The organism is Luteolibacter pohnpeiensis, assembly GCF_016595435.1.
GTDB lineage: Bacteria > Verrucomicrobiota > Verrucomicrobiia > Verrucomicrobiales > Akkermansiaceae > Luteolibacter > Luteolibacter pohnpeiensis.
Genome location: NZ_JAENIJ010000008.1, coordinates 65149 through 83041, shown reverse-complemented (window position 1 = coordinate 83041; position 17893 = coordinate 65149). Strand labels below are relative to the sequence as shown.

Genomic DNA, 17893 nt, shown 5'->3' with positions numbered 1-17893 from the left:
CGCCCCATGCCACGCAACCACACCATCACCATTCTCGCCGGAGACGGCATCGGCCCCGAAGTCATGGACCAGGCCGTGCGCGTGCTCGAAGCCGCTGAAGCGAAATTCGGCTTTACCGTGACCCGCACCGCGCACCCGGTCGGCGGCGCCGCCATTGATGCCACCGGCCATCCGCTTCCGCCGGAAACGGTAGCTGCTTGCGAAAAAGCCCAGGCCATCTTGTTCGGCTCCGTGGGCGGCCCCAAATGGGAAAATCTGCCGCCTGATCTGCAACCAGAACGCGGTGCACTGCTTCCCATCCGCAAGCATTTCGGTCTATTTGCCAACCTTCGCCCTGGAGTTTGCTTGCCTGCACTCACCCATGCATCGCCAGTGAAGCAGGAACTCATCGCCGATGGATTCGACGTGCTTTGCGTGCGCGAACTGACAGGCGGCATCTATTTCGGCTCGCCAAAAGGCCGCCATGAGGAAAACGGCGAACCCGTCGCTCTGGATACGATGATTTACCACAAGAGCGAGATCGAACGTATCGTTCGCGTCGCCTTCACCGCCGCGATGGGGCGCAAAAAACAGCTGCTTTCCGTTGATAAAGCGAACGTCCTGGCATCCTCCGTCCTGTGGCGCGAAACGGTTCTGGAAATTGCGAAAGAATTCCCGGAAGTCGAGCTTTCTCATATGTATGTGGATAATGCAGCGATGCAGCTGATCAAACGTCCTGGCTCATTCGACGTGCTGGTCACCGAAAACCTGTTCGGCGACATTCTTTCCGATGAAATGGCCATGATTTCCGGCTCGCTGGGCATGTTGCCATCCGCCTCGCTCGGCAACCAGCGCGAGGACGGCCTCTACTTCGGCCTCTACGAACCATCCGGCGGCTCGGCCCCGGATATTGCCGGCCAAGGAATCGCCAACCCGATCGCGCAGATCCTTTCGTTGGCGATGCTGCTGCGCTTCTCGCTCGGTGAAACGGAAGCGGCCGATGCAGTCGAAGCAGCAGTCGCGGCTGCAATCGCCGACGGCTTCCGCACGGGTGACATCGCCACCGGACGCGATGGAGAAACCAAGGTGGGCACAGTCGGCATGACCGATGCGATCCTTGAACGCTTCTGAAAAACCTGATCCAATTCCGCGATGTCTCGGTCGAACAAAGCGGATTGGATCACGATCGGTTTCACCGTGTTTCTCGCGGTTTTGATCCTGGCATCGGCCCGCGACGAAACTTACTCGATCAACACGGTCACCGGAGCCACTCGGACACAGGTCCGCTACGCATTCTTCATCTTCGGCGCGGATCGGATCAGCCCGACCTGGGCTACGGAATCCGCCAAGCGACAAGGCATTTCCATCGCAGGAAAATGGAAAAATACCGGCTCGTTTCGCACCGTTCTCGGGATGAAATCGAGAGGCTGCACCTCCAATTTGCCGGCTTCCGCCGAGCTCAACTTGTTATTCCGAAATGGCAAGGTTCCAGCTGACCAGCAAGCCGAGGCCGATGCGCTGCTGCGCAAATTCGTCGCCGAACCGGACGAAACCGCGCGTCGGTACCTGGTTTGGGACTCAATGCTGCTGAATCGGTAACGGACTGTGCCGCCCGCCAAATCGAAGCCTTTCCGGCCGTTCTTTCTTGAATTATTTGTCCCGCCCCTCACGTATCGGCCCCGATCCGTGCGCTTTCCCACCTTAATCATCATTCCCCTGTTGCTCGGCGGCTGCGAACAATTCCGCTTTGCGAAACCCGTTGAACAATTTCCCATTCAGACTCCCGGAAGCTGGGCTGCAGCCAGTTCTGGGAAGGACAAGGCCATTTCCACCGGCTGGCTGAAAACCTTCCAATCCAGGGAGCTGACCCAAACGGTCGATGAGGCCCTGGAGCATAACCGAAACCTCAAAGCGTCGTCCGCCCGGTTGAGAGCAGCACGGGAATCCTTGATCACCACACGCGCCCGGCAACGTCCATCGGTAGGCCTCGGCGGCAATGCTTCCCTGACCAGTTCTGAAAATGGCAGCTCGCCCAGAACCACTAGCGAGAGCTACGGCCTAACCCTGTCCGCCCGCTGGGAGCCCGATCTTTGGGGCAGGTTGCGCGATGCGACCAAGGCATCGGAAGCCGATCTCCGGGCAGCCGAAGAAGATTTCCGCGGAGCAAGACTGTCTCTTGCCGCAAATACTGCGAAGGCTTGGTGCAATCTGATTTCCTCTGAGCAAGAAGTCTCATTGGCCGAGCTCACACTCAAGTCCTACGAGAGCAACCTCCGGATCATCGAGCGCAACTACATCGGCACCGGTGAGGGCGCGCTGGACATTCAATTCGGCCGGACCAACGTCTCATCCGCCAAGCGCACCTTGGAAAGTCAAAAGCAGTCGCGCGAAAGTGCCGCCAGATCCTTGGAATTGCTACTCGGGCGCTATCCATCGGGCAGCATTCGCACCGATAACGATTTGCCGGTTTTACCACCGAATGTTCCAGCTGGATTACCCTCCCAGTTATTGGAAAGAAGGCCCGACTTGGCAGCCGCTCGCGCGCGGGTCATGGCCAGCGCCAAACGTGCGGACGTGGCTCGTAAAGCGTTGTTGCCGAGTTTTTCACTCACGGGAAGCGCGGGAACCCCCACCGACCGATTCGCCCAGCTTCTCAATCCGGATCTGCTGATTTCGACCATCGCCGCGAGCGTAGACCAGGTCATCACCGAGGGCGGAGCCGTTTCTGCCGAGGCCCGCTCGGCATTGGCTCAAAATGAAGCCGCCATCCAGGATTACACTCAAACTGCCCTCGAGGCCTTTCAGGAAGTGGAAGCCACGCTATCGGCCGATGTGTCATTGGGAGCACAAGAAAAGTTCCTCAACTCCGAGCTGGAACAGGCAACTCTCGCCGAAAAACAAGCTGAGCGCGACTATTCGGAAGGCATCAATCCAGACATCCTTTCGGTGCTCGAAGCGCAAAGACGTGCCAACAATGCCCGCGCCAGTATGATCCGCCTGCGAAATCAGCGTTTGCAAAACCGCATCGATCTCCACCTCGCCCTAGGAGGCGACTTTGAAACCCAACCCTGACCTTTCAGGACAAATCTGCGGGATATTCCAGTTCGCCTTTCTGCATTTTTTCAACGAAAGTCGCTGGGAACTCCGCTCGTAATCATCCCGACGCGCTGCTCATGCCCTCTGCTCCCAAGTCTCATCTTCTGATTCGCATTGCCATTCCCGTGGCCATCCTTGCCGGTGGTTACGCGGCTTGGTCGTGGCTGGGTATCCCGGTCAAAGCCCCGACCCCACAACCACGTCCGCCATTGCGACTGAAAACGGAGCATCTGGAACTGAGTCGCTCCGATTTCCCGGTCAGCCTGGAAAGCCAGGGCACCGTCCAGGCACACCACACGACCCCGCTCACGGCGATGGTTTCCGGGGTGATCACCAAAATCAATCCAACCTTCGAAGACGGAGCTTTCTTTGAAAAAGGCGACATTCTGGCCGAACTCGATCCCGCGGATTTGCAGGCCGATCTCACCTCGGCAAAATCGACACTAGCCCGCTCTGAAGCCGCGCTCGCTCAGGAAGAAGCCAGCGCGAAACAAGCCAGGCTCAACTGGGAAGACATCGGCTACGAAGAAGCGCCATCCCCGCTGGTTCTGCGAATTCCACAGCTGAAGGAAGCAAATGCCAATGTGACAGCTGCGCAGGCTGAGCTTGAGCGTGCGACCCGAAATTTGGAACGGGCCAAAATCCGTGCGCCATTCGCCGGCCGGGTCCAATCCCGCCTGGTTGGCCTCGGTCAATCGATCAATGGAACCACCCAGCTTGGTGAAATATTTGCCACGGATACCGCTGAGGTCCGCCTGCCTTTGACCCCTTCCCAGCTCCAATTCATCAATCTGCCGACCCGGGATGACGATCCAACGCTTGATGTCACCCTGACGGATGCCCTGACCGCTCCTGGCACACTCGGCAAACACGAGTGGAAAGCAAAAATCGTCCGCAGCGAAGGCACACTCGATCCGACTTCCCGCGAACTGTTTGCCATTGCGAGAATTGATGATCCATTCGGCCTCATCAACGGCGGCCCGCAATTGCGCATCGGCCAACCCGTGCGCGCCAGCATTCAGGGAAAAGTCCTGAAAGATGTCTTCGTCTTGCCGCGAACCGCTCTGCGAGGAGTCAACCGGGTATTTTTGATCAACCGGGACGATCCACAAATGCCGAAAATCCAGCGCAAGGAAATCAAAGCCATTTGGTCCACGGACCAAATTCTCGTGATCCGCGATGGCCTGGAAGTAGGAAGCTGGCTGGCCACATCCCGCTTGCCTTACGCCCCGAATGGAGCGCCGGTGGAGATCATCTATCCGCAAACTGCAGCGGAGCTTCCGAAACAAGAATCCGAGGATTCCTAAATTTCTAACGCTCTGTTGCGGCGCTATTTGCCTGATCGTATCCATGTCTGAGGAAAAATCGGATCAACCGAAGAAAAAACGTCCGGACCCTTTTCTCGACGCGTGGGTACGCCGAACCCGCAAGCAGTTCTCTGGCAGTGGCATGATTTCACAAGCCGCCCACATTTTCGCTCGTGAAGAAGGCGGCGACGTCGACGTTTGGCGGCGAAGACTACGATCCATCCTGAATGGCCGCCAGGCACCAACTCTCGAAGTCCTGGCGCGCCTCGACAAACTCGCTGCAGGAAAACCGAGTGAACCGCAAATCCCGCCATCTGAGGGCGAATTGTTTTAGAATTCCAACGCATCTTCACGACGAATCAACTGTTTCACATTGACCCGTTGCCTCATCGGGTAAATTTTTCCAGCCCGTTTCGCTGAATCCCGTATCATGCACCGACTCCCATCTGCTTCTGTTGTCCATCGCTTCCGGCTCTCGGCGATGCTGATTTTGATCAATTTCGTTTTGTTCCCGGTATCGATCGTTCTCTTGGGCTACTCGATTTTCGCTGAAAAAATGGAACTCACCTTGATCAGCCTCGGCTTGCTTTTGGTGGGCATCATTCTTGCGTTGATCCAATGGGCAAGCGCAGCGCGCGCCCGTTGTCCGCTTTGCCTCACGCCATCGCTCGCCAACAAAGCGTGTTCGCGCCATCGCAACGCGAAAAAACTGATGGGCAGCTACAAGCTCCGCGTCGCCACCTCCATCACCTTCAAAGGCAATTTCCGCTGCCCTTATTGCGGCGAACCCACCCTGATGGAGGTCCGTCAGCGACGAAATATTCAGGCCTGATCGATCCACGGATTGACAGCGCGCCCTTACCGCAAGAGTTTTCGCCATGCTTTTCCACTTGAAATCCTTGAGATCGCTTGTCCCCTGCGCGGCGGCAATAGTGATTGCACTCACCCCTACCGCTCAAGCAGAACCGACCATGCCCGAGACTCCCACTGACGTAAAAGCTGTACCCGCAGACGCTGTAAAGACCGCATCCGGTCTGGCCTCCAAAGTCCTTCAACAAGGCACCGGCACCATTCACCCTGCCGCAGCTGATACCGTAACGGTTCACTATTCCGGCTGGACCACCGACGGCAAATTATTCGACAGCTCCGTCAAACGCGGCACTCCTGCTACTTTTCCACTGAATCAGGTCATCCCAGGCTGGACCGAAGGTCTCCAGCTCATGGTCGAAGGCGAAAAGCGCCGCTTCTGGATTCCTGCGAATCTCGCCTACGGTGAAAATCCTCCATCTGGAGCACCAGCGGGCATGCTCGTTTTCGATGTGGAGCTGCAAAAAATCACCCAGGCTCCAAAACCACCCGCCGTCCCCGAAGACGTCGCCGCAGCTCCTGCCGACGCGGAGAAAACCGAATCCGGTCTCGCTTCCAAAGTTTTACAAAAAGGCACCGGCACCGAACACCCTAGCCCTGAAGATTCCGTAACTGTTGACTACTCCGGTTGGACCACTGACGGCAAAATGTTCGACAGCTCCGTGATGCGCGGCCGCCCTGCTACATTCGGAGTCACCCAGGTGATCCCAGGTTGGGTCGAGGGCCTCCAACTGATGGTCGAAGGTGAAAAACGCCGCTTCTGGATTCCTGCAAATCTCGCCTACGGCGAAAAAACGACCGGAGGCCGCCCTGCTGGCATGCTCGTATTCGATGTGGAGCTTCACAAGATAGTATCTGGACCAAAAGTTCCTGAAGACGTCGCTGCAGCTCCTGCAGACGCGGAAAAAACCGAATCCGGCATCGCCTCCAAAGTCTTGAAGAAAGGCACCGGCTCCGTTCATCCGAAAGCAACCGACCGGGTCGAAGTTCACTATTCTGGCTGGACGACGGACGGAAAATTGTTCGACAGCTCCGTGATTCGCGGTCAAACCGCAACCTTCGGACTAAACCAAGTCATCCCAGGCTGGACTGAAGGTCTGCAGCTCATGGTCGAAGGCGAAAAGCGCCGCTTCTGGATTCCTGCGAATCTGGCCTACGGCGAAAAACCTGCTGCTGGCCGCCCTGGCGGCATGCTGGTGTTCGATGTTGAACTGTTCAAAATCAAGTGACCAGTTTTCGCTTCATCTGTCTTCTTGCTATCTCCGCGCTGGTTTTTAACTCCTGCGCGGAGATTTCGTCAGAACCGCCCGCTTCTTCCGAAATCAGGGACGCGGAGCGTATGGCGCGTGTGGAAAGTCGCTCCAACTCAACCACCAAGACCTCTGCGGCAGCTTCCACTGCTCCGGATCGGACTGGCAAGCGTGTCGGCAGCATGACCCGCATGCCGTTGGAGCAATTCTTTCAGCTGCAACAAACAGATGGCGCACTCATTTACGATGTTCGCCCGGGTTTCGTTTACGCATTTGGCCACGTTCCTGGCGCCGTCAGCTGGCCCAAACGGGCTTTTGCCAGCAAACTCTCACAATTTGAACCAGCCATCCTCGCCGCAAATCGCTCAGGAAAACCCGTGGTGCTGTATTGCACGGATGCCGAATGCCCGGATTCCCGCACAGTCGCTGGTTGGCTGACGGATCGCGGCTTGGATGTATACGTCCTGGAAGGCGGCTGGGCTGCCTGGAAAGAAGGAGATCTCCCCACTGAATAAAATCCCATGTCTACGACTACCTTTGAGAACGTCAGCGTCGACCCCAAAGCCAATGTTTACTTTGATGGTCGCGTCGTTTCCCACACGCTCCACCTGCCTGATGGCTCACGCAAAACCATCGGCCTGATTTACCCAGGTGAATATCACATCGGCACAGCTGCGCCCGAGCTGATGGAAATTTCCGCCGGAACTTGTGAAGTCACCATTGATGGAACCGATGTAAAACGTTCTGTCGAAGCGGGTTCATCCTTCGATGTCCCAGGAAAAAGCGGCTTCACCATCTCGGTTCCCGAGCAAGTGATTTGCCAATACATCTGCTCATTCCTCCCAGGGGAATAAGTTCCAACTCACAGCCATGTCGGGATCTCGGATCGCTCGGTTTTTCACATCTACCATCGCCACGGCATGCATGTTTTCTTCATGCAGCCTGCGCCTGCCGGTTAAAGATCAAGTGATCCACACCCGGGTGAGCTCGTCAGCCACGACTCATCCACAAGCTCATGCATCCGCCAAACCGGCGGATGAAGAGAAATATGTGCTGATCTGGCTGCTGGCGGACACCCTGCACACCGGGATGGTGTTTCCCTATGACTGGCTGCTGGAATCCGGATTCGTCCCGCCGGAGAATTTTGGTCACCCACTCTATGTCAGCATGAGTTGGGGAAATCGTGATGCTTACGTGGAAAAACGCTGGCTTAGCCCTTGGAAGGCTGCCCGCGCTCTCTTCACGCCATCGCCAGCGGTCATGGAAATCATCCCAATCACCTGGGATGTCGTCGATGTTGTCCCGCACCAGCGAGTCTATCGCAAGCTACTGGAGCGCGATCAAGGCCCGAAACTGGCTGCATTTTTGAACAAATGCAGTCGCTGGGATGAAAACGATCACCCCATCAGCATTGGCCCATCAAGCTGGGGCGGCGGCCTGCTTTTGGAATCCCGCTACCACTACTTTTTCCCGCGCATCTGCAACGTGTGGACAGTTCAAGCCATCGAAGCAACCGGCGGAAAGATGAATCCGTGGTTCGGAATCACCGCCAATGGTGTGATTCGCCAAGCGGTGAAATCCCCGAACGACTACGAGAAAGTCTGGAACGGCCCTGAGGAAGAAGCCGATTCAGGCGAAGCCGAAGATTCCGGGTCCTAATCGAGTTCCTGCCCGTGCTGGGACTCAACCAACAAGCGCCCCGCCCGGCGACGCAACCTTTTACCGTTCGCCAAATCCACGGCCGTCGGACCTTCTGGCGACAGGAGCTCGATGCAGCAGGAAATCGTTCTGCGACTGATATCCCCCACTCCTGCATCTGCCAAAAAAGCCACTAGCGCCGCTTTCTGAAGCGCAACCGGAAGCGTTCTCATTTTCGGCAAATGCAGCCTGCCCTGCGGATCGCGAACCTCTGCCTGATGCAATGCAAACGCTGCGATCTCTCTCAGACCCGCATCGGATTCGGCGGCCGATCCAAGTGCCTGTACCAGATCGCGCCCGGAAATTTCTGCCAGTAGCGGCATGGCTTCGTTCCGTAAGCGATTGCGCACTGCAATCGGCTCCGCATTGCTCGCATCTTCCCGCCATGGCAGCCCCTTGGATCGTAGGTAATCTCTCAATTCGGCACGCCGAACCCCCAAAAGCGGTCGAAAATAGGTGAGATCTCCCATCGTCCGTTCGCGTTGCATCCCGCGACAACCATGTGAACCGCGTAATAAATTCCACAGAACCGTTTCCGCCTGATCCTCCGCATGGTGAGCCAGGATGACACGTGGACATTGCCAGCGACTTGCGCAGTTCGCGAAGAAATCTTGGCGAGCCTCCCGGGCGGCCGTTTCGAGGGAAATTCCGGATTTTTGCATGAGCGAAGGCACGTCTGCGGTCCCCATTTCAACACTGAGCCCGAGTCGATCCGCAGCATTCGCGACAAAGTCCGCATCGTCATCAGCCGCGGCACCACGCAGGCGATGATTCAAATGACAAACGACCAACTCGCGAAAACCCTGATCCACGAGTAAGTTGAGAAGAGCCATTGAGTCAGCACCGCCAGAAACACCGACCAGCCAGCGGTGGGTTTTCGGCATTTGATCGAACCAATCGGCGCTCATCGAGTGCGATCATCCCGAGCCATGCGGGATCTTCAATCTTCTTCCATCTTCTCCCTTGAATCTTCCATCACCAGTCTAAATTCTCAGTCCATGCAAGTCGCTGCGTTTCTTAAAAATCTATTTGATCTGTCCGGCAAAACCGCCGTCGTCATCGGCGGCACGGGAGAAGTTTGCGGCGCGATGGCCGTGGGTCTCGCACGCGCTGGTGCCGAGGTTGTTTTGGGGGGAAGAATTGCCGAAAAAGCAGATAAGCGTCTCGCGGAAATCGAATCCCATGGCGGCAAAGGCTATTTTGTTCCCGTCGATGTCACATCGCGCGAATCCTTGCACGAACTGCTCGATACGGTTCTGAAGCGTTCAGGCAAAGTCGATATTCTAATCAACGGTGCCGGGATCAACGTTCCCACGCCTTTCCTTGAAATCACCGAGGAAGAATACCAGCGCATCATGGATACCAACCTTTCTGCGGTATTCCGTGCGTGCCAGGTTTTTGGCCAATATTTCGTCGATGAATGCCAGCCGGCATCCATCATCAACGTCGGTTCCATCTCGGGTTTGAGCCCGCTTTCCAGGGTTTTCACCTACTCCGCTTCGAAGGCTGCGGTGCATAACCTGAGCCGAAATCTCGCCCGCGAATGGGCTGATAACGACATCAGGGTCAACACCTTGGTCCCAGGTTTCTTCCCAGCTGAGCAGGATCGCAAGGTTCTCGACGAATCCCGCCTTCTGGACATTCTTCGCCAGACGCCGACTTCAAGATTCGGCAACACCGAAGAGCTGATCGGAGCCACCTTGCTCCTCGCCTCCTCCGCCGCAGGCTCCTTCATCACCGGCACCGAATTGGTGGTCGATGGCGGCTTTGAATCCATGTCCATTTAAACTCCGATCGGTTGAAATCCGCCGGATGCCACTCGTTGGCAGCCGCGATTACAACCCCCGCTCTTGCACTCAACACTTCTCCGGTATATTGCCCTCCGCCCGGCGGTCCAAATCTCGCCATACCCCATTCTAAAATGATCAAGTGGATTCTCCAAAAAATCGTTGGTAGTAAGAACCAACGCGAACTTCGCCGCATTCGTCCCACGATCGCCCGTATCAATGAAATTGAAGAAGCGCTGCAACGCGAACCGGAAGATAAGCTCCGGGAATTGACCGCCAAATGGCAGGACCACCTTGCTCGCTATCACGCCCTCGGAGCCCCGGCGAAGCCTTTGGTTTTGCGCATGAGCGCCGATGAATTGGCTGCAACCGCTGCAACCATCGAAAAACGCCTCGGCGTGCTGCGTGAGGAGTTCCCTGCACTTCCGTCCCAAGTTCTGGCAACCCCGGAAGCGATCGAAGCTGCCAAAGCGGCGTTTTTCGAGATCGAACCCGATTTCGTTCGCTCCCGTGCCCGATATCTGGAGCAAATCCTTCCAGAGGCCTACGCAGTCGTTAAGAATGGTGCACGACGCCTGTCCGGGACCACGGTTACGATTTCAGAGCAAGCCATGACCTGGGAGATGGTCCACTTTGATGTCCAGCTCGCCGGTGGTATCGCGCTTCATCGCGGCATGATTGCGGAAATGCAAACCGGTGAGGGAAAAACCCTGGTGGCGACGCTGCCGGTTTACCTCAATGCTCTAACCGGTCTCGGCGTGCACGTCGTGACGGTGAACGACTACCTTTCCTTCCGCGACTCCCAGTGGATGGGCACCTTGTTCCGCTTCCTTGGCCTGACCGTTGGCTGCATCCAAAACCAAATGCCGCCATGGGAACGCCGCGCTGAATACGCTTGCGATATCACCTACGGAACAAACGCCGAATTCGGTTTCGACTACCTACGGGATAACGGCATGGCTTCATCCAAGGACGAACAAGTCCAACGCGGTCACTACCTTGCGATCATCGACGAAGTTGACTCGATCCTCATCGATGAAGCACGGACGCCGCTGATCATTTCCGGTCCATCGCATCAGTCATCTCATCAATATGACCGCTACAAGCCATTGATCGATCAACTGGTGAAGCGCCAGACTCAGCTTTGCAACGACCTCGCCGCTGAAGCAAAACAGCTTCTGGAAAGTGGTGATACCACCGGCGCTGGCCGATGCCTGTTCAAGGTTAAACTCGGTCAACCTCGCAACCGCCAGCTGATGCGCATGATGGAGGACCCAGACATGCGCCGTCTGCTTGAGAAGACCGAGCTCTCTTTCTATCAAGATGCGCAGAAGAAAGAACTCTTCGAAATCAAGGAAGAGCTCTACTTCACCATCGATGAGAAAGCACACGACGCCGACCTCATGGAAATGGGGCGTGAATACCTTTCCCCAGGTGATCCGGATGCGTTCGTGCTTCCAGATTTGGGCACTGCCTTTGCGGATATCGATCTCGATCCGTCATTGGATGATGAGCAAAAAGTTACGGCGAAGAACGCCATGCAGGTCCGCATGGACGCTCAAGCTGAGAAAATTCACAACATTTCCCAGTTGCTGAAAGCTTACTGCATCTTTGAAAAAGACGTCCAATACGTGGTCAAAGAAGGCAAGGTCATCATCGTGGACGACAACACCGGCCGTGAGATGCCCGGTCGACGCTGGTCGGACGGTCTCCACCAAGCCGTGGAAGCCAAGGAAGGCGTGGAAATCGAGAAGGAAACTCAGACTTTCGCCACCATCACCATCCAGAACTATTTCCGCCTCTACGAAAAACTGGCAGGCATGACCGGCACCGCGGAAACCGAAGCTGCGGAATTCCACGATATTTACCGCTTGGATGTTCTGCCGATTCCAACCAACCGTCCAAACCGACGCATTGACGCCAACGACCAGGTTTTCAAAACCCGCCGTGAAAAATTCAATGCGGTGATCCAAAAGATCGAGGAAGCGCACGTTAAAGGACAACCGGTTCTCGTTGGTACCGCCTCCGTTGAAGCCTCCCAAACCGTATCGCGGATGCTCAAACGGGCGAAAATCCCACACGCGGTGCTCAACGCAAAGTTCCACCAACAAGAAGCTGAAATCGTTGCCCGCGCCGGACAACGTGGTGCCGTGACGGTTTCCACCAACATGGCGGGTCGGGGAACCGACATCAAACTCGGCCAAGGCGTTGACGAACTGGGAGGACTTTACGTGATCGGCACCGAGCGCCACGAATCGCGCCGGACCGACCGCCAGCTGCGTGGCCGCTGCTCCCGTCAAGGAGACCCTGGTCGTTCGCAATTCTTCATTTCCTTCGAGGACGATTTGATGCGCAACTTCGCTGCCGCTGACCGCATGACCAACATGATGGAGCGGTTTGGCATGAAGGAAGGAGAGGCTCTTGAGCATTCACTGCTGAACCGCTCGGTAGAAACCGCCCAGAAGCGCGTTGAGCAGCGAAATTACAGTGGCCGGAAGCGCGTTCTGGATTTCGACGACGTCATGAACAAACAGCGTGAGGTCGTTTACGGCTACCGCAATGAAGTCCTGACCACCGAGACACCGCGCGATCTCGTCGATGAAATCATCGAAGAGACGATTTCCGCCAAAGTGAATGATTTCCTGGTCAATCGCGACAGCGAGTCGGAGGACTACAACGAACTGCTGCATTGGGTGAACGCCACCCTGCCGATCCGCATGACGGAGGCGGATCTCAAGATTGAATCCAGCAGCGAGGACGAATTGATCAAACTCATCGTTTCCAAAGTCAAGGAAGCCTATGGCCAACGGGTGACGAACCTGCCGCCAGAAGTTCTGGATCAAGAGGAGCGCCGGATGGTTCTGGTTGCGATCGATAAGCAGTGGCAGGCCCACCTTTACAACATGGACGCCCTCCGCGAAGGCGTTGGCCTGCGCGCCCAAGGTCAGAAAGATCCGTTGATCGAATACAAAAACGAAGCTTACGAACTTTTCGTCAGCTTGATGGGATCGATCAAGGACGAAGCTCTTCAGAATCTCTTCCGCTCTGCCGCTAACCTTGAAGCATTCCTTCGCCAGCTGCACAGCGCCCCACAAGAGCTCCACGGTGGAGAGGAAGCACTGAGCCGCCCGTCGATTTCGATTTCTGATATCGATCCAAGCGGCCTGCCCTCGCCTGAAGGCACCGGCGCGAAATTGAGCCTGCCGAAACGCAAGCCTAGCTTCTCGATTGAAAATACCGGCCGCAACGCCCCATGCCCATGCGGCTCTGGTAAGAAATACAAGCAATGCTGCGGTAGAGAAGCATAAGAGTATTACTTGTTTAAAAATCCGGCACGTTAGTTTCTGTCCTTCAGTAAATCTAACGTGACCGGATTTATTTTTATAAATTAACTGAGAAACACTTGCAAGAAGGCCAGTCCGCTACTAAGCCTCCCGCATGTCGATAGATATTCCTGAAGACGTAATGGAGAAAATCCTCGAGCTTCGTAAGAAAAACGGTCTTGTACCGACTCCCGAAGCTGTAATTGAGGATATTACCACCGCTAAGACCAAGTTTACTCTCAAAGAAACACCACGTTATCGTCGCGCAGGTGATTCCCCACTTTATATTGCGGGTAAGTATCTTACTTCACATCGCGGTGTTTGCCCAGCCACTGGCGAACGTGAAACACCACGCAGCGAGTCAGTTGCTACACCAGTTTCAACTAGCAAAGAACAAGTCATTTCCGAGGACGCTTTTGTGAAAGTTCTTGCTGGGAAAGGCTTCAAGTTCACTCGTTTGGTCAACACGATCACGGGCGAGGTTGTCAAAGAAGAAAGTGATCCAAAGATCGCCCGACTTAACTTGGCTTATCAACAAATCCCAAATAATGCGGATCACACCAAAGTCTATGTTCAGCGCACCACGCCACAGATCCAAGTGGCTATGACGCTCGACCGATTCTTGGAACTAGCTGGAATTAAAGGATAAGATATCACCCTAGTTTTTCGATCTAATCACCACCCTTGTCGCATAACTGAGGGCGACTCGGGTGGTTTTTTGTAACGCCAAAAGATTCTTCATTGAGAATAAAATAAAACAGATTGTTTAATTTCTGAAAATCTATCGAAATTTGGTCGAACGATAAAATTTTACTGAATCACTAGACAATCGTTTAAATTCAAACAACTCGTTTGTCTTATGGCGAATTACTTAGTTAACTACTCAGGAAATACGACGGCGACCTGTCAGCGTCCATCCTAGTAGAGCGAATCCTCCGAGAGCAGCGATGGTAGGTTCCGGTATGGCCAGTGCCGCCACCTCAGAGGCAGACAACTGGGTATCGTAAACCCGGACATCGTCGATCACCCCTAAGAATTGCTCACTTCCGGCGGCGTTTGATCCAATCCGGATCACATATTGCTCATCTGCGGTGGTTCCTGTTCCCCAGGCGGAGATGGTGTCACTGGCGACAAGAACCCCATTGATATAGAGAGACAGCAGGCCGGTAGAATAATCGGCTGTCGCTGCGACATGGTAAATTTGTCCAAGCTGGATGGGATCCGAATCCGAGCCATTGGTTCCGCCACCTACGTTTGTTCCCACAACCAGCGAGCCGTTGAAGTCGGTTTCAGTGCCTGTCCGGCGACCGCCAACACGAAGGTCACCGAAATCGTTCATCTGAAGGGTAAAACGGGCACTACCACCAGACGTTCCCAACCAAAATACCGGGCTTGCAGTATTACCGGAACCTGCGAAACCCGTCGGCTGTATCCAGGCAGAAACGCTGAAGCCACTGAGGTTGCCCCAAACTCCATTCGAAGCGATTTCGATACGGCTTCCAGAAACGACCTGGACTGCCTGGGTCGAGTCAGGGGCAATGCCAGACACCCAGGTTGCCGAACCCACGATATTTCCATCGGGAGCTCCACCGATGACAGACTGACTAGCTACAGTTCCAGTGCCTTCTTCCAAATCGTATTGGGAAACCAAGGCGGCGGATGCTGTGGATGCGAGCAGGATCGTGGAAGCACTGACCAATGCAACATTTCGAATGGATACGAGATATGCGAAGTGATGATAAGATTTCATGTTAATGGGTTGGTGGAATCAAGGGGCCGATGGATATCGGAAAATCGGGATGCCCTCTGGTTCTATTGGCGATTTTTTAAGATCAATTCCGACAGCATGATTTAGCATTTCAGGCTGGAGAGGATCCCGTGAACATAATGACTATTTTTGCCGAACTACCAAGCGGGCGAAGATTTGATTCAAACCCGTCGGGAGTGTGTATGAGATAACGGATGAATCATTCACCGTCGGAGTGACGACCACCCACGGATCGGATCCCGTGCCTAGGGTTGATGATATTTCGATCTGATACGTCACATCGTCATTTTCGACTGCGAGCTGACGCTTGCTGTAAGAAATTTCACCGCTTGATAATGTCGCCGACGAATTGGGAACGACTGGATCGAATCCATCCAAGGCATATTCCATCAAGTTCACCAATCCGTCTGAATCAGGATCCGCATCCGGCAACATCTCCTCAGAACTCAAGCCCGAGAAGGAGTTCATAAATTCAGCGAAGCCAACTTGGGTGGCCGTAACCTGCAAACTTCCACTACCTGTTAGATGTCCGCCCGAATTTGATGAATTATAAATACCAGGCGCTTGTGCGACCCCATCCAACACCAGGACACCAATCACATCCGTCTCATTGTGATCCAATTCCAGTATCCCGCTTGCAGCAATGCTGACCTTGGATGAATCAGACAACCCAGCCGACTCCAAACGAAGCGTGCCGCCTGCTACCATGGTCGATCCCTGATAGGTATTCAGACCGCTTAGTGTGATTGTTCCGGTTCCGGATTTCACCAATGACCCAGGTCCCGTCAGGGCACCTTCGTAATCACTGCTCCCATCGTTACCACCGATATTCAACGTTACCGCATTGCCATCGGTATCAGCTAGTAACTGATCTGCAGTGCCCGTTAGACAACCAACCAAGAATGGTGCTGTATTTGCTGAAGCATCGAAGGAAATCCCGTCAGGGACATAGGTGTTGAGCGCGAGGGTCGCGTATTGGAGAGCATTCGGATGGCTCAACTGGAGAAGTCTGAGGTGCTCACTTGCGATGGCACCATTGCCGGGTTGTTCAACCGCGATTTGACCAGTATATGGGTTCGCCGCACTCAGACGGACCACTCCATTATTGCCACCGCCATTGATGGAACCAGAAATGGTTAGATCCCCTTCACCGCTGATCACTGAGGCGATATCCAGTGTTTCCCAGGTGGCTGAATTCGATTCACCTGATCCGAGGGCACCTAACACCGATGCGCTTTTAACTTCCATGGTACCATTTACGATCAAGGTCGCGCTGCTGCCAAATGCACTCGCCTGATAGAATGAACCACCATTGAGGACCAGTTTCGGCACGGTAATTGTTTCGACCACTGTATTGCCCACCATCGAAGCACCAGCTTTCCCAAGGAATCTTCCGTCGATATCAATTTGCAATGAATCTCCGGCGAAGGTCCCACCGTCACCAGACTCCTTGAGCGCAGCTGTCCGAATGGTATATGGCCCGGTGTAGTAGTGATTTGGCGAAACCGGTGCGCCGGGACTGCTCCAGTGCCCGACATCACTATTGAAAGAGGTTTCCATTAAATTACCGGTATCACTGGTAATCATGACAATGTTCTGAGGACCTGCCGGACCAGTATTAACCTCAATACTTCCAGTGCCACTGATGAAGTCCGGCGAGGTTGTTGCGTCATAAATCCCTTCCGGCTGTGAAACTCCACCGAGCACCAATGCAGCAACCCGGTCATTTTCACCATGGTAAAGATCAAGCATTGCACCGGTATCCACCGTCACCGTGGAACCATCATCGAAATTCGCATAATCGAGACTGATAACACCGCTTTTGATGGTTGTATCGCCGGTATAGGTATCGAACCCTAACAAATACATGGTATTGGTTCCGGTTTTGACCAGGCCTCCGGCACCACGGAAAGCACCACGATAGATCATGTCACTACTGGCTCCCTCACCGATTTCAAGGGTTACGGGATCACCGTTGGTATCTTCCAAAATCTGATCGGTCGATCCACCCACGGAAGCGATGCGAAAGTTCCCGGTATTGACGGATGCAGCGAATGACAATGGATTTGGCTGAGTCGAGCTCAGCAAAATCGTGGCATTTTGGAGAGCATCGAGATGATTCAATTGCAGCAATCGATTCACCGCACTGGCTGTGAATCCATTGCCTGGACCAGCCACCGTGACGACTCCAGAAAATGGATTTGCCGCGCTGAATTTCACGACCCCGGAATTGGTTCCACTGTTGGCGGTCCCAGCAATATTCAGATAGACCCCTGCCCCGGATATGGGTGCTTGAACATCCAACACTTCAAAATTCGGACTATCATTCGAAGCAGAGCCCAACGCGCCAAGGAAAGAGTCACTCAAGACTGAGATCTTCCCGGTAACGATCAATTGAGTGCTGTCATTCGGTGAATTCGCTTGATCGAAAGTTCCACCATCCAGGATCAAACCATCTCCACTCGAAAAATCGATGGTTTGCGTGCCTTTGGTTTTACCAAGTAATCTTCCACCAGTCGCGACTTTCAGGGAATCTCCTCCAAAGACATAGGTCATGCCATCGTCAGCCGGTGTCCGAAGCACGAATGAGTTGGTAAAATAATCATTTCCAGCTGAGGGAGCTGCAGCATTATCCCAATGCCCGGCATCAGCGAACGATGAGGTGCCCAAAGTATCATTTTCACTCAATGAAACTTCAGCTCCATGCATCACGCCCGCAAAACCGATCCACGCCATGAATGCTATGGAACATGCTTGGCGAATCGATGGAGGTGTGTTGGCGAACGGGAATTCAGATGGATAAAACGGACGACGGAAA

General features: G+C 54.5%; 16 protein-coding genes. 13 read left to right on the top strand and 3 right to left on the bottom strand.

The features are described from left to right. Nucleotides 1-6 precede the first annotated feature (6 nt). The 10 genes from leuB to JIN85_RS06940 all read left to right on the top strand — a co-directional run bounded on the left by leuB (nucleotide 7) and on the right by JIN85_RS06940 (nucleotide 8158). Nucleotides 7-1110, top strand: coding sequence for a 3-isopropylmalate dehydrogenase (leuB, locus tag JIN85_RS06985; RefSeq protein WP_200269027.1), 1104 nt, complete (start codon nucleotides 7-9; stop codon nucleotides 1108-1110). Between the two features lie 21 nt (nucleotides 1111-1131). Next, nucleotides 1132-1578: a hypothetical protein gene (locus JIN85_RS06980; RefSeq protein ID WP_200269025.1), complete on the top strand. Its 447-nt coding sequence runs from the start codon at nucleotides 1132-1134 to the stop codon at nucleotides 1576-1578. Nucleotides 1579-1665: 87 nt separating this feature from the next. Next, on the top strand, nucleotides 1666-3051 hold the full coding sequence (locus JIN85_RS06975) for an efflux transporter outer membrane subunit (protein ID WP_200269023.1): 1386 nt from the start codon (nucleotides 1666-1668) through the stop codon (nucleotides 3049-3051). Nucleotides 3052-3152: 101 nt separating this feature from the next. Further along, nucleotides 3153-4382 (top strand): efflux RND transporter periplasmic adaptor subunit, encoded by a 1230-nt coding sequence (locus JIN85_RS06970; RefSeq protein WP_200269021.1) that lies wholly within the window; start codon nucleotides 3153-3155, stop codon nucleotides 4380-4382. 43 nt (nucleotides 4383-4425) lie between these two features. Then, entirely contained in the window at nucleotides 4426-4716 is a 291-nt protein-coding gene (locus JIN85_RS06965; RefSeq protein WP_200269019.1) for a hypothetical protein, read from the top strand. Nucleotides 4717-4812: 96 nt separating this feature from the next. Next, entirely contained in the window at nucleotides 4813-5214 is a 402-nt protein-coding gene (locus JIN85_RS06960; protein WP_200269017.1) for a hypothetical protein, read from the top strand. Between the two features lie 67 nt (nucleotides 5215-5281). Further along, nucleotides 5282-6478 carry an FKBP-type peptidyl-prolyl cis-trans isomerase gene (locus JIN85_RS06955; RefSeq protein ID WP_234047288.1) on the top strand — a complete coding sequence of 399 codons (1197 nt, stop codon included), beginning with the start codon at nucleotides 5282-5284 and terminating at the stop codon, nucleotides 6476-6478. Nucleotides 6479-6588: 110 nt separating this feature from the next. Next, nucleotides 6589-7014 (top strand): rhodanese-like domain-containing protein, encoded by a 426-nt coding sequence (locus JIN85_RS06950; protein WP_200269015.1) that lies wholly within the window; start codon nucleotides 6589-6591, stop codon nucleotides 7012-7014. A gap of 6 nt (nucleotides 7015-7020) precedes the next feature. Further along, nucleotides 7021-7353 (top strand): pyrimidine/purine nucleoside phosphorylase, encoded by a 333-nt coding sequence (gene ppnP, locus JIN85_RS06945; RefSeq protein ID WP_200269013.1) that lies wholly within the window; start codon nucleotides 7021-7023, stop codon nucleotides 7351-7353. Nucleotides 7354-7423: 70 nt separating this feature from the next. Beyond that, nucleotides 7424-8158, top strand: a complete 735-nt coding sequence (locus JIN85_RS06940) for a DUF2459 domain-containing protein (RefSeq protein ID WP_200269011.1) — start codon at nucleotides 7424-7426, stop codon at nucleotides 8156-8158. On the opposite strand, the gene tilS is transcribed toward JIN85_RS06940, so the two are convergent. Further along, nucleotides 8155-9105 carry a tRNA lysidine(34) synthetase TilS gene (gene tilS / locus JIN85_RS06935; protein WP_200269009.1) on the bottom strand — a complete coding sequence of 317 codons (951 nt, stop codon included), beginning with the start codon at nucleotides 9103-9105 and terminating at the stop codon, nucleotides 8155-8157. The two genes, JIN85_RS06940 and tilS, sit on opposite strands and share 4 nt — an antisense overlap. 90 nt (nucleotides 9106-9195) lie before the next feature. On the opposite strand from tilS, the gene JIN85_RS06930 reads away from it, so the two are divergent. From JIN85_RS06930 to JIN85_RS06920, 3 genes are all read left to right on the top strand, one after another. Beyond that, the gene (locus JIN85_RS06930; RefSeq protein ID WP_200269002.1) at nucleotides 9196-9984 is read left to right on the top strand and encodes an SDR family oxidoreductase; all 789 of its coding nucleotides are present in this window, start codon (nucleotides 9196-9198) and stop codon (nucleotides 9982-9984) included. A gap of 134 nt (nucleotides 9985-10118) precedes the next feature. After that, nucleotides 10119-13292 (top strand): preprotein translocase subunit SecA, encoded by a 3174-nt coding sequence (secA, locus tag JIN85_RS06925; protein ID WP_200269000.1) that lies wholly within the window; start codon nucleotides 10119-10121, stop codon nucleotides 13290-13292. 130 nt (nucleotides 13293-13422) lie between these two features. Continuing rightward, complete coding sequence (locus JIN85_RS06920; protein ID WP_200268998.1) at nucleotides 13423-13956, top strand: hypothetical protein; 534 nt, start codon at nucleotides 13423-13425, stop codon at nucleotides 13954-13956. 234 nt (nucleotides 13957-14190) lie between these two features. Here JIN85_RS06920 and JIN85_RS06915 read toward each other — a convergent pair whose 3' ends face one another. Continuing rightward, nucleotides 14191-15057, bottom strand: a complete 867-nt coding sequence (locus JIN85_RS06915; RefSeq protein WP_200268996.1) for a LamG domain-containing protein — start codon at nucleotides 15055-15057, stop codon at nucleotides 14191-14193. Nucleotides 15058-15198: 141 nt separating this feature from the next. Continuing rightward, a complete protein-coding gene (locus JIN85_RS21910; RefSeq protein WP_200268994.1) occupies nucleotides 15199-17811 on the bottom strand; it encodes an autotransporter-associated beta strand repeat-containing protein in 2613 nt (870 codons plus the stop codon). Nucleotides 17812-17893: the final 82 nt, after the last annotated feature.

Bases quoted from the DNA above. Each gene is read 5' to 3' on its own strand.
- leuB (WP_200269027.1), top strand. From the start codon at position 7: ATGCCACGCAACCACACCATCACCATTCTCGCCGGAGACGGCATCGGC.
- JIN85_RS06980 (WP_200269025.1), top strand. From the start codon at position 1,132: ATGTCTCGGTCGAACAAAGCGGATTGGATCACGATCGGTTTCACCGTG.
- JIN85_RS06970 (WP_200269021.1), top strand. From the start codon at position 3,153: ATGCCCTCTGCTCCCAAGTCTCATCTTCTGATTCGCATTGCCATTCCC.
- JIN85_RS06965 (WP_200269019.1), top strand. From the start codon at position 4,426: ATGTCTGAGGAAAAATCGGATCAACCGAAGAAAAAACGTCCGGACCCT.
- JIN85_RS06960 (WP_200269017.1), top strand. From the start codon at position 4,813: ATGCACCGACTCCCATCTGCTTCTGTTGTCCATCGCTTCCGGCTCTCG.
- JIN85_RS06950 (WP_200269015.1), top strand. From the start codon at position 6,589: ATGGCGCGTGTGGAAAGTCGCTCCAACTCAACCACCAAGACCTCTGCG.
- ppnP (WP_200269013.1), top strand. From the start codon at position 7,021: ATGTCTACGACTACCTTTGAGAACGTCAGCGTCGACCCCAAAGCCAAT.
- JIN85_RS06940 (WP_200269011.1), top strand. From the start codon at position 7,424: ATGTTTTCTTCATGCAGCCTGCGCCTGCCGGTTAAAGATCAAGTGATC.
- tilS (WP_200269009.1), bottom strand. From the start codon at position 9,105: ATGAGCGCCGATTGGTTCGATCAAATGCCGAAAACCCACCGCTGGCTG.
- JIN85_RS06930 (WP_200269002.1), top strand. From the start codon at position 9,196: ATGCAAGTCGCTGCGTTTCTTAAAAATCTATTTGATCTGTCCGGCAAA.
- secA (WP_200269000.1), top strand. From the start codon at position 10,119: ATGATCAAGTGGATTCTCCAAAAAATCGTTGGTAGTAAGAACCAACGC.
- JIN85_RS06920 (WP_200268998.1), top strand. From the start codon at position 13,423: ATGTCGATAGATATTCCTGAAGACGTAATGGAGAAAATCCTCGAGCTT.
- JIN85_RS06915 (WP_200268996.1), bottom strand. From the start codon at position 15,057: ATGAAATCTTATCATCACTTCGCATATCTCGTATCCATTCGAAATGTT.
- JIN85_RS21910 (WP_200268994.1), bottom strand. From the start codon at position 17,811: ATGGCGTGGATCGGTTTTGCGGGCGTGATGCATGGAGCTGAAGTTTCA.